The 15,564-nt window shown below is 65.7% G+C and carries 15 protein-coding genes; 6 read left to right on the top strand and 9 right to left on the bottom strand.

Annotated elements, in window-relative coordinates; translation table 11 throughout:
* Positions 1 to 14: 14 nt before the first annotated feature.
* The gene (locus IPM80_09980; protein ID MBK8958746.1) at positions 15 to 782 is read right to left on the bottom strand and encodes an SDR family oxidoreductase; all 768 of its coding nucleotides are present in this window, start codon (positions 780 to 782) and stop codon (positions 15 to 17) included.
* A gap of 143 nt (positions 783 to 925) precedes the next feature.
* Here IPM80_09980 and IPM80_09975 point away from each other — a divergent pair, with 143 nt between their 5' ends.
* Positions 926 to 1,885: a diguanylate cyclase gene (locus tag IPM80_09975; protein MBK8958745.1), complete on the top strand. Its 960-nt coding sequence runs from the start codon at positions 926 to 928 to the stop codon at positions 1,883 to 1,885.
* 9 nt (positions 1,886 to 1,894) lie between these two features.
* Here IPM80_09975 and IPM80_09970 read toward each other — a convergent pair whose 3' ends face one another.
* Together IPM80_09970 and IPM80_09965 are read right to left on the bottom strand one after the other, a co-directional pair.
* Positions 1,895 to 2,662, bottom strand: coding sequence for a glutathione S-transferase N-terminal domain-containing protein (locus IPM80_09970; GenBank protein ID MBK8958744.1), 768 nt, complete (start codon positions 2,660 to 2,662; stop codon positions 1,895 to 1,897).
* Positions 2,663 to 2,736: 74 nt separating this feature from the next.
* Complete coding sequence (locus IPM80_09965; GenBank protein ID MBK8958743.1) at positions 2,737 to 3,234, bottom strand: Rieske (2Fe-2S) protein; 498 nt, start codon at positions 3,232 to 3,234, stop codon at positions 2,737 to 2,739.
* A gap of 247 nt (positions 3,235 to 3,481) precedes the next feature.
* On the opposite strand from IPM80_09965, the gene IPM80_09960 reads away from it, so the two are divergent.
* Complete coding sequence (locus tag IPM80_09960) at positions 3,482 to 3,865, top strand: carboxymuconolactone decarboxylase family protein (GenBank protein ID MBK8958742.1); 384 nt, start codon at positions 3,482 to 3,484, stop codon at positions 3,863 to 3,865.
* Between the two features lie 47 nt (positions 3,866 to 3,912).
* On the opposite strand, the gene IPM80_09955 is transcribed toward IPM80_09960, so the two are convergent.
* The 3 genes from IPM80_09955 to IPM80_09945 form a co-directional block, all read right to left on the bottom strand.
* Positions 3,913 to 5,529, bottom strand: a complete 1,617-nt coding sequence (locus IPM80_09955; protein ID MBK8958741.1) for a methyl-accepting chemotaxis protein — start codon at positions 5,527 to 5,529, stop codon at positions 3,913 to 3,915.
* 265 nt (positions 5,530 to 5,794) lie between these two features.
* Entirely contained in the window at positions 5,795 to 6,592 is a 798-nt protein-coding gene (locus IPM80_09950) for an alpha/beta hydrolase (GenBank protein MBK8958740.1), read from the bottom strand.
* Positions 6,593 to 6,604: 12 nt separating this feature from the next.
* The gene (locus IPM80_09945) at positions 6,605 to 7,879 is read right to left on the bottom strand and encodes an LLM class flavin-dependent oxidoreductase (protein MBK8958739.1); all 1,275 of its coding nucleotides are present in this window, start codon (positions 7,877 to 7,879) and stop codon (positions 6,605 to 6,607) included.
* Between the two features lie 268 nt (positions 7,880 to 8,147).
* On the opposite strand from IPM80_09945, the gene IPM80_09940 reads away from it, so the two are divergent.
* Together IPM80_09940 and IPM80_09935 are read left to right on the top strand one after the other, a co-directional pair.
* A complete protein-coding gene (locus IPM80_09940) occupies positions 8,148 to 9,449 on the top strand; it encodes an HD-GYP domain-containing protein (GenBank protein MBK8958738.1) in 1,302 nt (433 codons plus the stop codon).
* Positions 9,446 to 10,735, top strand: a complete 1,290-nt coding sequence (locus IPM80_09935) for a GGDEF domain-containing protein (GenBank protein ID MBK8958737.1) — start codon at positions 9,446 to 9,448, stop codon at positions 10,733 to 10,735. Before IPM80_09940 ends, IPM80_09935 begins: the two co-directional genes overlap by 4 nt.
* Positions 10,736 to 10,781: 46 nt before the next feature.
* Here IPM80_09935 and IPM80_09930 read toward each other — a convergent pair whose 3' ends face one another.
* Both IPM80_09930 and IPM80_09925 read right to left on the bottom strand, forming a co-directional pair.
* A complete protein-coding gene (locus tag IPM80_09930; protein ID MBK8958736.1) occupies positions 10,782 to 11,240 on the bottom strand; it encodes a MaoC family dehydratase in 459 nt (152 codons plus the stop codon).
* A gap of 48 nt (positions 11,241 to 11,288) precedes the next feature.
* Positions 11,289 to 12,071: an SDR family oxidoreductase gene (locus IPM80_09925; GenBank protein MBK8958735.1), complete on the bottom strand. Its 783-nt coding sequence runs from the start codon at positions 12,069 to 12,071 to the stop codon at positions 11,289 to 11,291.
* A gap of 180 nt (positions 12,072 to 12,251) precedes the next feature.
* On the opposite strand from IPM80_09925, the gene IPM80_09920 reads away from it, so the two are divergent.
* Positions 12,252 to 13,073, top strand: a complete 822-nt coding sequence (locus tag IPM80_09920; GenBank protein MBK8958734.1) for a class I SAM-dependent methyltransferase — start codon at positions 12,252 to 12,254, stop codon at positions 13,071 to 13,073.
* A 78-nt stretch (positions 13,074 to 13,151) separates the two neighbouring features.
* On the top strand, positions 13,152 to 14,015 hold the full coding sequence (locus IPM80_09915) for a neutral zinc metallopeptidase (GenBank protein ID MBK8958733.1): 864 nt from the start codon (positions 13,152 to 13,154) through the stop codon (positions 14,013 to 14,015).
* 83 nt (positions 14,016 to 14,098) lie between these two features.
* Here IPM80_09915 and IPM80_09910 read toward each other — a convergent pair whose 3' ends face one another.
* Positions 14,099 to 14,734 (bottom strand): 2-hydroxychromene-2-carboxylate isomerase, encoded by a 636-nt coding sequence (locus IPM80_09910; GenBank protein ID MBK8958732.1) that lies wholly within the window; start codon positions 14,732 to 14,734, stop codon positions 14,099 to 14,101.
* Positions 14,735 to 15,564: the final 830 nt, after the last annotated feature.

The raw sequence follows: 15,564 nt of genomic DNA, 5'->3' as shown, positions 1-15,564 counted from the left end.
GGAGCGTCGCCTGCTCACACCGCCGAGTAGCCGCCGTCGACCGCGACCACCGCGCCGTTCATGAACGAGGCCTCGTCGGAGGCCAGGAACAGCACCAGGTAGATCACTTCCTCGGGACGTCCCAGGCGGCCGGTGAGATGGGCCTGTTCCATGGCTTTCCACACCCCTTCACGGTCGGAAAATTTTTCTACGTACTTGCGCGGCATCGGCGTGTCGATACCGCCCGGCGCCACCGCGTTGACGCGTATGCCCCAGGCGCGCAGATCGTTGGCCATCGAGCGCGCCAACTGCGCGACACCGGCCTTGGAGGCGCCATAGGCCGCCATGTCGGGGAAGCCGACCACGCCGCCGATGGAGGCGTTGTGGATGATGGAACCGCCGCCGCCCTGCGCCACCATCTGGCGCGCGACGCGCTGCGCGAGCAGGAAGGAGGCGCGCACGTTGATCGAAAGCACCTGGTCGAGCTGCGCCTCGGTGGTGTCGAGGAAGGGACTGCCGACCATCACGCCGTGGTTGTTGAACAGCACGTCGATGCGACCGAAGCGCTCGACCGCGCCCGCCACGATGGCGTCGAGGTCGGCGCCGTGCGTGACGTCACCCGCCACGTAGTGCACCCGCCCCGGGTGCTCGGCCGCGACCTTTGCAATGCGCGCGCTGGCCTGCGGCGCGAGATCCGAGGCCAGGATGCGCGCGCCTTCGCGCGCGAACAATTCCACCGCAACCTCGCCCTGGCCGCCGGCGGCGCCGGTGATGATGCAGACCTTGTTGTCCAGGCGCCCCATGAAAACCTCCTCTTCGTTCCTGTACCGAGATGCCCGCGGCGTGGGCGGGCCCGCCGCCATTCTCGCATCGCCGCTGCCCGCGGTCATGGCCTTAAAGTTCAGGCCGGACGCGCCGCAAACATGCTCGGAGTCCATCCTCGACCATGCACGAACTAAGCGTCCTCCAGCACATCACCCTGAGCCTCACCAGTCAGCTCGACAGCCAATCCCTGGCACGGGCGCTGATCGAGGTGCTGGATCAAAGTGGCTGGGCCGCCAAGGCCATGCTGCTGGAATCCTATTACAAGGGTGGTGACGAGGATGGGCCGGTGGTGCGCCTGTTCGATGTGGAACTCGGCATCGCACACCGTTCGGCGCCCGATCTGCGCGGTGTCGAGCAGGCCCTGGCCAGCGATGGGCCGGTGATGTTGCCGGCCAGCGCGGCGGATGCCGCGCGTATCGTGCTGCCGATCCCGGGCCACAGCGCACCGCGGCGGCTGCTGGTGTTGGACTCACCCACGCCCGATCCGCTGTTGCGCATGCAGATCATGCATCTCGCGGATTTGTTCGGTAACCAGCTGCGGCTCATCGAAGCGCGCGAACGCGACCAGCTGACGGGCCTTTTGAATCGCCAGGCTTTCACCCAGACTTTCCTGCAGCTCGCCAGCGGCGCGGCCGAACAGCTCGGCCATGAACTATGGCTGGCGATCCTCGACATCGATCATTTCAAGCGTGTCAACGACAACTACGGTCACCTGTTGGGTGACGAAGTGTTGCTGCGCTTCGCGCGGGTGATGGAGAAATCGTTCCGCTTCAACGATCGCCTGTTCCGCTTCGGCGGCGAGGAGTTCCTGGTCTTGATGCGCACCGACGAAGCGGGCGCGCGTATCGCCCTCGAGCGCTTTCGCGAGGCGGTCGCGGCCTATCAATTTCCGGTGGTGGGCAATATCACGGTCAGCATCGGCTACGCCCGTGCCGGCGCGGGCCAGCTTGCCCCCGACCTGGTGGATATCGCCGACCAGGCGCTCTACCAGGCCAAGCACGAGGGCCGCAATCGCATCCAGGTCGCCAACCAGGCGCCGCTCTGCGAGCAGCGCGAGGTCGGCGGCGTGGAGCTGTTCTGAGCCCGGCCGTCAGCGCGCGGCCTTGGCCGCCGCTTCGCGCGCCGCGCGCACCTTGTCGTTGGTCTGGTTGAACAGCAGCGCGCGCCGCTTCTGCTCCTGCTCTTCGGTGAGCGGACGCTCCGCCCATTCCTTGTAGAGATTGCGGCCCTTCTGTACCGCCGGCCGCGCGCCGACTTCGTCCACCCAGCGTTTCAGATGGGGAAACTTGTCATTGACGCCGGGATCGATCAGGCGCTCCAACAGGCAGGCCCATGGCCAGCTCATGATGTCGGCGATGCTGTATTCATCGCCAGCGAGGTAGCGGTGGGCGCCGAGTTCGGCGTCCATCACGCCGCACAGCCGATCGACTTCACCGCTGAAGCGCTTGATGCCGTATTCGAGCTGGGCCGCGTCGCTGGTGAGATTCTTGGCGTAGTTCTTGAAGTGATTGGCGTTGCCCATCATCGGGCCGAGATTGGCCATCTGCCAGTACACCCATTGCAGCACGCGGTAACGGTCGGCGCTGCCGGGTGCGCCGAGCAGGCGTCCCGCCTTGTCCGCCAGGTATTCGACGATGGCGCCGGACTCGAACAGCGCCAGCGCTTTGCCGCCGCCCGCCGGCGCATGGTCGACGATGGCGGGCATGCGGTTGTTGGGGCAGATGCGCAGGAATTCCGGCTTGAACTGATCACCGCCGCCGATATCGACGGCGATGGTGTTGTACTCGAGCCCGCACTCCTCGAGCATGATGCTGACTTTCCAGCCATTGGGCGTCGGCCAGTAGTAGAGATCGATCATCGGGTTTCTCCGGCAGCCAGGACTGCCGGCATCCTAACATCGAACTCGGGGCGCGAACCCAGCCGCCGGGCGGCTCACACGAAGCCGGCGACGTTCACCATCACCTTGTTCTTGACTATCTTGACCGGCAGCTTGACCAGCGCGCGCTTGGCCTTCTGGTTGGCCAACACCTTGCCGGTCTTGTCGAACTTGGCGCCGTGCTTGGGGCAGCGGAACGCGTAGTTGGTGTGGCCGGGCGCGACATCCACCGTATGCACCTCGTGGGTGCACACCGCGTACAGGGCCCGGAAGCTGGTGGCCGACAGCTTGGTGATGAAGACCGGCGCGCGACCGCTCGCCAACTTGAGCAGCTTGGGCTTGCCGAGCGCAAAGCCGGACGGCGCGCCAGCCGAGGTCCATTGGCCGGTGGCCGCTTCGGCCTCGCTGATGCCGAGCAACTGCGTGACGCTCAAGGCGAGCGCGCATCCCAGCATGGCGCGACGACCGGGACAGGGCAGGGCGGCGGGATCGGCCTCGACCTCGACCGGCGTGGAGTCGGCGTCCGTGTCGAATCGGCTTTCATCATGTGTCATACAAACCTCGTCCTTCGTAATGCAACGACCGTCGGGCATCGCGTGACGCTGCCGCGATGCGGCGCGTGCCCAGGCGTGTCGTTTCGACATGGTAATTCCGCTTGGTTCGTCGCCCGCGGCAAGGACTGGGGGTCGATTCACAGTTTCACGATCCGATGCGCTTCGAGAACCGCCGTGAAAGCGGCGTGCATAATCGCGGGGCGCCGTCGGCGCAGCACCCAGGCAGACACCCAGCAGGAGAATCAGCATGAGCGACAGTCAATTCGAAGCCGGCCTCAAGATGCGCAAGGCGGTATTGGGCGAGGAATACGTGGAGCGCGCCATGGCCGGCCTCGACGATTTCAATCGCGAGTTCCAGGAGAAGGTCGTGACCGACTACACCTGGGGCTTCATCTGGGGTGACGACACCCTGCCGCCCAAGACCCGCAGCATTCTCAATCTCGGCATGCTGGCCGCGCTTGGACGGTCCGAGGAATTCGAACTGCACTTCCGTGGCGCCCTCAACAACGGCCTGTCGCGCGACGAACTGAAGGCGGTGCTGCACCAGGTGGCGATGTACTGCGGGGTGCCGGCTGGCGTCACCTCGTTCCGCATCGCGCGCAAGGTGCTGGCCGAAATCGACGCAAAGTAGGTGTCCGCGACGGCGCGCCGTGGGCGGCCGTCATGGTGCATCGAGACTCAGGCCGCGCGCGGCTCGCTCATGGCGTAGTGCGCGACCAGCGCGGTCAGTTCGCTGGCGGTGCCATCGACCGTTTCCGAGGTCAGGCCCAGGTGCTCGAAAGCGCGGCTGTTGCCGTCGGCCAGGGCATTGATGTGTTCGACCGCGGTGCCGAGTTCCGAGGCGGAACTGGCCTGTTCCTGCATCGCGCGCGCATTGCCTTCCGCCAACTGCAGGATGTCGTGGCTGGCGCGCGTGACCTGCTCGAGGGCCGCGCCCACCACCTGGATGTCGTCGGCATTGCGCGTCACGCCCTCGCGGGTCGAATGCATGGTCGACAGCGCGCGGCGCGTGGCGTCGGTGATGTGTTCGATGATCTCGGTGATCTTGTCGGTGCTGGCGGCGGTGCGGGTGGCAAGCGCGCGCACCTCGTCGGCCACCACCGCGAAGCCGCGACCCTGTTCGCCGGCGCGCGCCGCTTCGATGGCGGCATTCAGGGCCAGCAGGTTGGTCTGCGCCGCGATGTCGCGGATCTCGTTCGAGGCCTGGCCGACCAGGCTGACGGCGCTGTGCAGTTCGTCGATGCGCGCCGAGGACTCGGCCACCGCGCCCATGATGGCATTGCTGGTCGACACTTCGTTGCGCACCGACAGGTTGACCTCGGTGACAATGGCATCGGCGCCGCGTGCGTGGGCCGCGGTGTCGCGAATGCGGGCCGACACCTCCTCGACCGTCGCGCCCATTTCCTCGAGCGCCACGGCGGCTGCGTTCATGCGCCCGTTCTGTTCGCCGAGGCGGGCCTTGAGGCCCTTGATCTCGGTGTCCATCTGCGCGGTCTCGCCCTTCAGGCGCCGCGCCGTCTGCTGGATTTCGAGCACCATGGCAGCGAGGCGCAGGCGCATCGTTTCCGCCGCTTCCAACAGTTCCGGGAATTCCTCGCCGCGTACGATTTCCACGCGACGGCCGAGTCGGCCTTCGGCGAGCGCCAGCAGCGTGGCTTCGACGCGCGCCAGCGGCCGATGCACGCGAGAGATGTTCCACCAGCAGGTCGCACCCGCGATCAGCACGCCGAGTCCACCGCCGAGCAATGCGAGGCGATGATGATCCAGCCACCCGGCAGTGGCGGTGAGGACGAACAGGCTGACCAGCGCGAGGCTGGTGAGATTGGCGCGCGTGTCGAAGGGCAGGCGCTCGACGAGGCTCGGAGCCGCGCTCCGGTATTGCGCGCGTCCCTGGCGCACTTCACGGTAGAACGCCTCGGCGGCGTCCACCTGCGCGCGACTCGGCGCGGTGCGTATCGACTGGTAACCCACCAGGCGGCCGTGCTCGTGATAGGGCGTGACGAAGGCTTCCACCCAGTAATGATCGCCGTTCTTGCAGCGGTTCTTGACCATGCCGCGCCATGGCTTGTTGGCGCCGATGGTGCGCCACAGGTCTTCGAAGGCCGCCGCCGGCATGTCCGGATGGCGCACCACGCTGTGCTTGGCGCCGAGCAGTTCGGTGCGCGAATAGCCGCTCAGATCGATGAAGGCCTGGTTCGCGTAGGTGATGACTCCTTTCAAATCGGTACGCGAGACCAGCGTCGTGCGCGGCGGGAAGGCGCGCTCGACCGTGCTGGTGCTGGAATTTGGGTTCATGGGAAACGGCTGCTCGCTGAATCGCTGATTTCGCGATCCCTTAGCGGCATCGAGCGCGCCGGGCTTGAAACGCGCGGCACGGACGCCCCATGGCGCCCGTGCCGCGCGGTTCAGTGCCCGCTGTTGGTGGGCACGCTGCGCTCGTGCGCCGTGGCGTCCGTGGTGGAGGCGGGCGGCGCCGGGCGCGGGCGTGGTGCGCGGGGTGGCGCCGGTCGCGGCCTTGTGAACCGCGCCGGTGCGTTCATGGGCTCAAAGTGGCCGCACATCAGGCGAGCTCGGCGACCCGGTCAGCGCTGACGAATTCGCGCACCAGGGTGGCGAAGGCATCGGGCTGCTCGAGTTCGGCGAGATGCCCCGCGCCCTTCAGCGTGGTCAGCCGCGCGCCGGCGATGCGCTGTTGCCAGGCCGCGCCATGGGCGGCGGGCACCACCGCGTCGCGGCTCGAGGTCGCCACCAGGGTCGGCGCCTTGATGCGGCACAGACGGCGGCCGACGCCGGTCTCCATGATGGGCCACAGGAACTTGGCGCTGGCGCGCAGCGCCAGTAATTCGTCGACCAGCGCATTCATGGGGTCGCGCCCTTCGAGCAGCAGCTGGCGACGATAGGCCGGATCGGCGAATAGCACTTCCGAGGGCGCGGCCGGACTCTGCGCGAAGGGATCTTCGCCGACCGTGTTCTCCAGCCACATGCCGACCGGATTGACCAGCACCAGCTTGCGTACACGCGCCGGCGCGATGGCCGCCAGTTCCGCCGCCATCCACGCACCGATGCCGACGCCCACCACGTGCACGCTGTCCAATTGCAGGGCATCGAGCACGTCTTGCTGATGCAGGGTGATGTCGAGCGGCCCGACGTTCATGCGCACGAGGTCGTCCTTGGCCGGTCCCCACCCCGGGGCATAGGGCGCGATGACGTCGAAGTGCTCGGCGAGTTTGGCCAGCGCCGGTTCGAAGTCGACCAGGCCGAGGAAATGATGCAGGTACAAAAGCGGCTGGCCCTTGCCCGCGCGGTAGTAGTGGACGGTGAGGTTTTCAGCGCCTACGGCGATGGTTTGCAACTTCATGCCTGAAACCTCCTAGGCTTGCGCCGATGCGTGGCGAGTGGCGGGGGCGACGCTGAAATCGACATCGCGCGGTATGGCGCGGTCGTCGCGCGGCATCGGCTTCGGCGACCAGTGATCCTCGTATTCGCTCCACAGCGGACGGATGCGCGGCATGACCTTGCTGGCGAACAGATCGGTCGAGTACTTGCAAAGATCGGTCGGCATGTCGCCGATGTGCATGAGGCACACGATATGGCCGAGCTTGAGCGTGGTGGCGACCTTCTCCATCTGCTCGCACACCGAATCGGGGCTGCCGGCGACGATGTAGCCCTGGTCGATCATCTCGCGCCACGACAGCGAGGCGGCCTGGTTCAAGGCCGAGCCCTGGCCCGACATCTGCGTGCCGAGGCCGGCGCGCAGGGTTGCCTCGGTGCGGTAGCCGGGTGCGTCGGCAAAGCCGGGATGCACGTGCAGGCAGCGCGAGAAGAAATAGCGCACGTGTTTCTCGTACAGGCGCTGCGCCTCGGCATCGGTGTCGGCCACCACGATCTGCTGGGCGAAAGCCGCCTGGTAGGGATTGAACTCGCGGCCGAGCTCGGCCATGCGCTTCCAGAAGCCTTCCATCAGCTGCGCGCCGCGGATGTAGCCGGTGAAGGACAGGTAGCTGTAGTTGTAATTGTGCTGGGCGCAGAAGTCCCAGGTTTCCAGCGAGCCACCGCCCGGGATCCAGATCGGCGGTGGATCCTGGATCGGGCGCGGCCACAGGTTCACGTAACGCATCTGGTAATGGCGGCCACTCCAGGTGAAGACGTCGGGATCGGACCACGCGCGACGGATGAGGTCATGGGCCTCGTAGTACTTCTCGCGCAGCGTGGCGGGATTGGCGCCGCAGGCGTAGTTGTCGTCCATCGAAGTGCCGACCGGGAAGCCGCAGATCAGGCGTCCGCCGGATATGCAGTCGATCATTGCCATTTCCTCCGCCACGCGGGTCGGCGGGTCGTAGAGGGCGATGGACTGGCCGAGCAGCAGGATGGACGGGTCGCGTGTGCGGCGCGCGAGGGTCGCCGCCATCAGCTGCGGCGACGGCATCAGGCCGTAGGCGTTCTGGTGATGCTCGTTGATGCCGAGGCCGTCGAAGCCGAGGTCGCCGGCGTATTCGAGGAGATCCAGGTAGTCGTTATAGACCCGGTTGGCCTTGCGCGCGTCGAACAGGCGCGAATCGACGTCGACCCACACGCTGCGATGCTTTTCGGCAAAGTCGTCGGGCAGGTAGGGCCAGGGCATGAGATTGAACCAGTGAAACTTCATCGAGTTCTCCTTGATGCGGCAGGGGCGTTGTGGGGCGGGCGCCGGCCAGCGGCGCCTCGCCGAACCATAGGTCCAGGCGGCCGCTGAAACTTGATCTGGATCACGCGCCCGCCGCCGCTGCCGGTCGCCGGGTATTTCAGTGCGGCGCCCCGTCGGCCGCTATATCGGTGCAGCGGATCCAGCATCCCGGCAGGGGCGGGGTGGGGCGTGGCTCCGCGCCTCCGATATTTCGTTTTCAGCTGCGGATTTTCAGGACTCTCTCGACTGCATGGACATCATGATTGAAGTGGACAAGGTCAAGCTTGGCATGTTCGTGGCCAAGCTGGACCGGCCCTGGCTTGGCACGCCTTTTCGTTTCCAGGGTTTTTGGGTCAATGACTTGGAAGCAATCGACAACCTGCGGCGCACGTGCCGCACGGTGTGGGTACGCACCGACAAGCGCGGCCGCCCGACCGACGTCGAGGACAACAACGCGGTCGACTGGAAGGAACGCACCGTCAAGTCGGATCGCGAGACGCAGATCTTCGACTACATGCCGTCACGTCCGGTCAATCACATCGACAGCGTGTCGGTGGAAGCCGAGATGGCAGCCGCGCGCGCCGCGCGCGCCAAGGTCTGCGAAGCGCTGGACGAAGTGGTGGACGACATCCAGCGCGGGCGCAAGATTGCAGTGGTCGGTCTCAAGGATGCCGTCAGTGGCATCACCGAATCGGTGGTGCGCAATCCCGACGCCTGCATGTGGTTGCGACTGGTCAAGGACCGCGACACCTACACCTACTACCACCTGCTCGACACCAGCGCGTTGGCGATCGCCTTCGGCCGCCACCTGGGATTTTCCAAGGTCGAGCTGGCCGACATCGGACTCGGCGCGATGCTCATCGATATCGGCAAGCTCAAGTTGCCGCAGGAACTCATGCGCAAGTCCACGCCGCTCTCCGAGGTCGAACAGCAGGTGGTGAAGAAGCACGTCGATTACAGCGTCGACCTGCTGCACGAAGTGCCGGACATCAGCAAGCGCGTGTTCGAAATCGTGCATGCCCATCACGAGTGCTTCAACGGCAAGGGCTATCCGCGCGCCATCGCCGGTCGCGACATCCCGCCGTTCGCGCGCATGGTGTCGATCACCGACTTCTTCGACGCCGTCACCAGCGACCGTCCCTATGCGTCCGGCATTTCACCGCACGATGCCATGCGCCGCCTGTATGACGAGTGCGGTAAATCGTTTCAGCGCGAGCTGGTCGAGCAGTTCATCCAGTGTCTCGGCATCTATCCGACCGGCACCCTGGTCGAGCTCCATTCCGGCGAAGTGGGTATCGTGGTGGGTCAGAACCGTGTGCGGCGGCTGCTGCCGCGGCTGATGCTGATCCTCGGCGCGGACAAGAAGCCGCTGGCCCAATTCGTGGATATCGACCTGGCCAGCCAGGCCACCAAGATGGGCGACGATTACAGCGCCGTCACCATCAAGCGCAGTGTCGAACCGGAAGCCTATGGCATCGATCCGCGACAGTTCTACCTGGCGCAGGGCCGCATGACGCCCGAGCTGCTCGAGAACATCACCCGGCTGCTGTGAACGCCGCCGCGAAAGAGATCTCCAGCCGCCGCCGCTTTCTCGGCATGCTGGCCGATGCCCTGGCCGGCAACCAGGCGGGCGAGCTGGTGGCGGTGCTGGTACTGCGCGTGCCGCACATGCACGAGATCAACATCAATTACGGCTACGACGTCTCCGAGCAGGTGGTGGGCGAGGTGCAGATGCGCATGGCCACCGCGCTGCGCGAGTGCGACTCCGTCGTGCATCTCGAAGAGGGGCGTTTCGCGCTGATCCTGCCGCGCCTGCACGGCGGCGCCCAGGCGGAACTGGCGGCGTCCAAGATCATTCACGCCTGCCGGCCGCGGTTCGTGTGCGGCGAGCATGAACTGTCGGCGCAGGTGGCGATCGGCGTTGCCCTGTATCCCGGCGACGCGCCCGACGCCGCCGCGCTGCTGCGCTGCGCGGAACTGGCGGCGGCGCAGGCCGACGACAATCCCACCGACTACGGCGTCTACACGCCGGCGCTGGAGAAACGCGCGCGCAGCATCCACAGCTACGTGCTGGAACGCGCACTGCGCGAAGCCATCGCCGGCGATGAGATCTACCTGTGCCTGCAGCCCAAGATCGACCTCAAGAGCGGCGCCCTGGTGGGGGCAGAGGCCTTGGCGCGCTGGACGCGCCATAACGGCGAGGTGGTGTCGCCGGACATTTTCATTCCGCTCGCCGAGCGTTCCAGCCTCATCGTCGAGATCACGCTGTGGACCTTGAACGCCGCGCTGCGCTCCTGCGGCGATTACTTCGATCGCTTTCCCGGCTTCTCGGTGGCGGTGAACCTGTCACCGATAGCGCTGGGCGACCCGGACATCTTCGATTTCGTCAGCCAGGCCGCCAGCATCTGGTGCACCGACAAATGCCAGCTCACGCTCGAGATCACCGAAGGCGCGCTGATTGAAGATCCCGAGGCGGCGATAGCCATCCTCGACCGCTTCCACGGCGAGAGCATCCGCCTGTCCATCGATGATTTCGGTACCGGCTATTCGTCGCTCTCGCAGCTCGGACGGCTGTCGGTGGGCGAGCTCAAGATCGACAAGTCCTTCGTGATGGGCGTCATCCACAGCGAGCGCAACGCCAAGATCGTGCGCTCCGTAATCGATCTCGCGCACAACTTCGGCATGACCGTGGTGGCGGAAGGCATCGAGGACATCGAGACCCTGAACTTCCTCGCCGAACTCGGCTGTGATTACGGCCAGGGGTTCTTCATCGGCCGGCCCATGACGCTGGACGCGTTCGAGGCCTGGGCGGCGCAGCGCGCCGACGCGCCGCGCTGAAGGCGCGCCGACACGCCTGCAAGCCACGGCGCGCCGCGCGTGCCGCTCAGGGAAAGACGATGCTCAGGCCTTCGGCGACCAGCGCCGGCTGGTCCTTGCCCTCGATGTCGATGGTGTTCTCGAAGGTCAGGCGGATGCCGTTGTCCTTGACGTCATCGGCGGCCAGCAGCTTCTGACGCAGGCGCACGCGCGAATCGACCGGCACCGGCGCGGTGAAGCGCAGCTTGTTCAAACCGTAATTCAGGCCGCGGCTGCGGTGCGTGATCGACCAGATGGTGGCGCCGAGACGCGGCACCAGCGACAAGGTCAGAAAGCCATGGGCGATGGTCTTGCCGCCCGGCATCTCTTTCCTGGCGCGTTCGACGTCCACGTGTATCCACTGATGATCGCCCGTCGCCTCGGCGAACTTGTCGATCATGCCTTGATCGACCAGCACCCAATCGGACGCGCCGATCTCCTGGCCCACCAGGTCTTTCATGTCTTTCGGATATTCAATTACGCGCATGACACACAGCCTCTTGTCGGTTTTTGAACTTGAATGCTTGCGCCTGGCTCAGGAGCCGATGGTGGCGCCACCGTCGATGACGAAATTCTGGCCGGTGGTGAAGGCGCCGGCGCGCGAGGCGAGGTAGACCGCGATGCCGGCCACCTCCTCGGGTTCGCCGATGCGCCGCAGCGGATCGAACTGCACGCGACGCGCGAGCGTGTCCGGGTTCTCCCACAGCGCGCGCGCGAAGTCGGTCTTGATGAGGCCGGGCGAAATGGCATTGACGCGGATATTGTGCGGGCCGTTCTCGACCGCGAGGTTGCGCACCAGCTGCAGATCGGCGGCCTTGGAAATGCAGTAGGCGCCCAGCACCGGCGAGCCCTTGAGGCCACCGATGGACGACACGATGATGATCGAGCCGTCGCGCCGCGCGATCATTTCCGGCAGCACCAGCTGTGCCAGCCAGTGATTGGACAGGATGTTGACGCCGAGGATCTTCTCGAACGCCGAATCCGGCAGGCCGCTCATCGGACCGTAATGCGGATTGACGGCGGCATTGCACACCAGCACGTCGATGGCGCCGAGCTGGGCGCGGGTCTCGCCGACCAGCCGTTCGAGCTCGGCCTTGTGACTGATATTGGCGGCAATCGCCACGGCACTTCCCGCCTGGCCCGCGGTCTCGGTGTTGATGGCGTCCGCGACCTCCTGGCAGGCGTCGGCCTTGCGGCTCGAGATCACCACCCGCGCGCCATGGCGTGCGAGCTCGGTGGCGATGGCGCGGCCGATGCCCTTGGTCGAACCGGTCACCAGCGCCACCTTGCCGGTCAAATCGAATAGCGTGCTGGCCATGGATGTCGAAGCTCCTGTGGGTGTTGAGACGGTCCGCGCCTCGGGCGACGGGCGAGGGCGGCAAGATAAAGGAAAAGGCGGCGCGCAAAAACGCCCCGTTCGTGTAGCCGCGAGACGGGCCGCGTCCGTGCGATGATTAACCTATAAGCAACGTCCATGAACAACGTCGAGGGGAAAACCATGAGAGTGTCATTGAAAGGATTTGCGCGACTCGCCCTGTGCTGTGGCCTGCTGGCCACCAGCTTGAGCGCCGCGGCCGACGCCGCGCTCGACGCGGCGCTGGCGGGACCGCAGCGCAGCGATGCCAACCGCGCGCGCGATGCCTATCGCCATCCCGCCCAGACCCTGGCATTTTTCGGCATCAAGCCGGACATGACGGTGGTGGAACTGAGCCCCGGCGGTGGTTGGTACACCGAGATCCTGGCTCCTTACCTGCGCGACAAGGGCCGACTCTACGCCGCGCATTTCCCGCTCGACACCAGCAGCGAGTACGGCAAGAAATCCGTCGGTGCCTTCACCCAGAAGCTGGCCGCCGAGCCGGCCGTCTACGACCGCGTGTCCCTGACCCCTTTCCAACCGCCATCCCAGGTCGCCATCGCGCCGCCCGCCAGCGCCGATGCCGTGCTGACCTTCCGCAATGTGCACAACTGGCTGAAGGACGAAGGTGAAGTGGCGGTGTTCAAGGCCGCGTTCGCGGCGCTCAAGCCCGGCGGCGTGTTCGGCGTGGTCGAGCATCGCGCCAAGCCCGGCACCCCACGCGAGCAGTCACTCGATTCCGGCTACACGGATGAGCAGCTGGTGATCGATAGCGCCACCAAGGCCGGCTTCGTGCTGGAAGAAAAGAGCGACATCAACGCCAATCCCAAGGACACCAAGGATCACGCCAAGGGAGTGTGGGCGCTGCCGCCGAGCTACGCCGACGGCGACAAGGACAAGGCGAAATACCAGGCCATCGGCGAAAGCGATCGCATGACGCTACGCTTTCGCAAACCGGCCAAGTAAGCCGCTGGCAGCGGTTCAGGCCGGGACTCAGCACGATGACGGCTGGCTCCCGGCGCCACGCGCACACAGGAGGCGAGCATGCGCCTGGGAGACGAGGACGAAAGCAGCAATGTCGAAGACCGGCGCGGCCGCGGCGGTCGTCGCGTGGGCGGTGTCGGCCTGGGTACCATCGCCATCGCGCTGGTGGTGAGTTATTTCACCGGTATCGATCCGCGCACCTTGCTCGGCGTGGCGGAGAACTTCCAGAACAATCCCGGCGTCGAGCAGTCACGACCCATCGATCCCGGCAACGATGCCGAAGCGGCCATGAAGTCGGAAGTGGCGCGCGTGCTGCACAAGACCGAGACCAGCTGGAACGAGATGTTCGGCGCCATGGGCGGCAGCTACGTCGAACCGCGGCTGGTGCTGTTCCGCGGTCAGACATCCACCGCCTGCGGCACCGGGCAGGCGGCGATGGGGCCGTTTTACTGCCCGGGAGACAGCAAGGTCTATCTCGACATGGGCTTCTTCGACGAGATGGCCGGGCGCTTTCGCGCCGGCGGTGATTTCGCGCGCGCCTATGTCATCGCCCACGAGATCGGACATCACGTGCAGAACCTGCTCGGCGTCAGCGACCAGGTGCAGGGCCTGCGGCAGCGCCTCAGCCGCGAGGAATACAACCAGGTGTCGGTGCGCGTCGAACTGCAGGCCGACTGCTTCGCCGGCCTGTGGGCTCAGCACGCCAACCGCGTCAAACCGTTTCTCGATCCGGACGACATCGACGAAGCGCTGCGCGCCGCCAATGCCATCGGCGACGACATGCTGCAGAAGCAGGCGCGCGGCGTGGTGATCCCCGATTCCTTCACCCACGGCACCTCGGCGCAGCGCGTGCGCTGGTTCAAGACCGGTTACGCGGGCGACAGCATCAAGGCCTGCGATACCTTCAAGGCGCGCGACCTGTAGGTGCGAATTTATTCGCAGTCATTCAGGATGCGGCGTGCCGCCGCCGGACCATGTGCGAATAAATTCGCACCTACGGGAGGGGATTACACCTTGCGGCTCGCCGCCATCGGCATGTGCGCCAGGCGCTGCATCTCCGCGCTCTGCATCATCGACGGATCGGCCAGGTAGTCGAGCAGCATGTCGGTGGTATCGAAACCCCAGAACAACTGGTCGTCGACGGCGAAGGTCGGCACGCCGTACACGCCGCGCGCGATGGCCGCTTCGGTGTTGCTGCGCAGGCTGTGCTTGACCTTGTCATCGGCCAGTGTCGCCGCCAGGTCGTTCACTCCGAAACGCGCCGCCAGCCTGGCGAGCGCCGCGTCATCGTTCACGTCACCGCCCGTGCCCCATACGAAATTGAACAAGGCCTCGACCACGGCGTGATCGCCGTCCAGCGCGCAGGCCAGGCGCAGCACGCGCAGCGGATTGAAAGGATGCGCCGGCGGCGCCTTGAACGGCACGCCGAGCTTCTTCGCCAGCCAATGACTGTAGCGATAGGTCTGCACGCGCTTGGCCGGGATCTCGGCCGGCCCCTTGTGTTCCCAATGGCCGAGCAGGCCGGCGAACAGCACCGGTTTCAGCGTCACTTCGACATCGGCCGGCAGCCTGTAGAAATGTTTGAACTGCAGGTAAGCGTAGGGCGAGATGAAATCGAAATACCAATCGGCGTGACGGGCCATGGGCGTGGCGCTCCAGCGTGGGAAAGCGCGTCATTGTGCCGAGCCGTGCGCGTCGACGAAAGAGTGGTGGACTAGCCCGGCTTGCCTCGAGCGCACAACCGGGCCGGTGCGGGTCTGTGAAGCATTTCCTCTTTTTCATGCCGCGTACGACTCGCCAATTGTGGCCGATTGTTACTTTCGGTTTTCGATCAACAAACCGCTGCTTCGCGCATTGCCGCGTCACCGGTAGCCATGTTAATTAGCGGTGAGATGTAGGAATTCGCTGAAAGCGAAGCGGCGACATGAACGGCGTCAATGCGTAGGCCGTGTCTGTCGTCGAACACAAGAATCAACAGGACCTGGGACGCTTCGTCATGACCCAATTACCACCCAAATTCCGTCTGCGCCCGCTGTCGGCGGCCGTCATGCTGGCCGCCTTGTCAGCCAACGCCGCCGCGGTGCCCGTCAACTGGGCGCCCAATGCGGATGGCTTCTGGGACGTGACGACCAATTGGAGTTCCAACCCGGCCCTGCCGGGCGCGGCCGACGATGTGACCATCGATGTCGGCGGCGCCACCGTGCGCACCATTACTTTCCGCAGCGGCGCGGTGACCATCAACAGTCTCGTGAGCCAGGAGAACCTGGCGCTGACCGGTGGCACCCTGACGCTCAACAATGCCTCGACCATCAGCGCCGGCTTCACGCAGAACGGTGGCATCCTCGCAGGCAGCGGCAATCTCACCGTCGGCGGCGCTTCGGAGTGGGGCACGTCGGGCTTCAGTTCGTCCACCATGAGCGGTACGGGCATCACGCAATTCGACGCTTCGCTCGCCATCACCGGGGCTGGCACG

This window comes from Pseudomonadota bacterium, from assembly GCA_016719885.1.
Classification (GTDB): Bacteria; Pseudomonadota; Gammaproteobacteria.
This window is presented reverse-complemented; position numbering and strand designations above follow the sequence as displayed.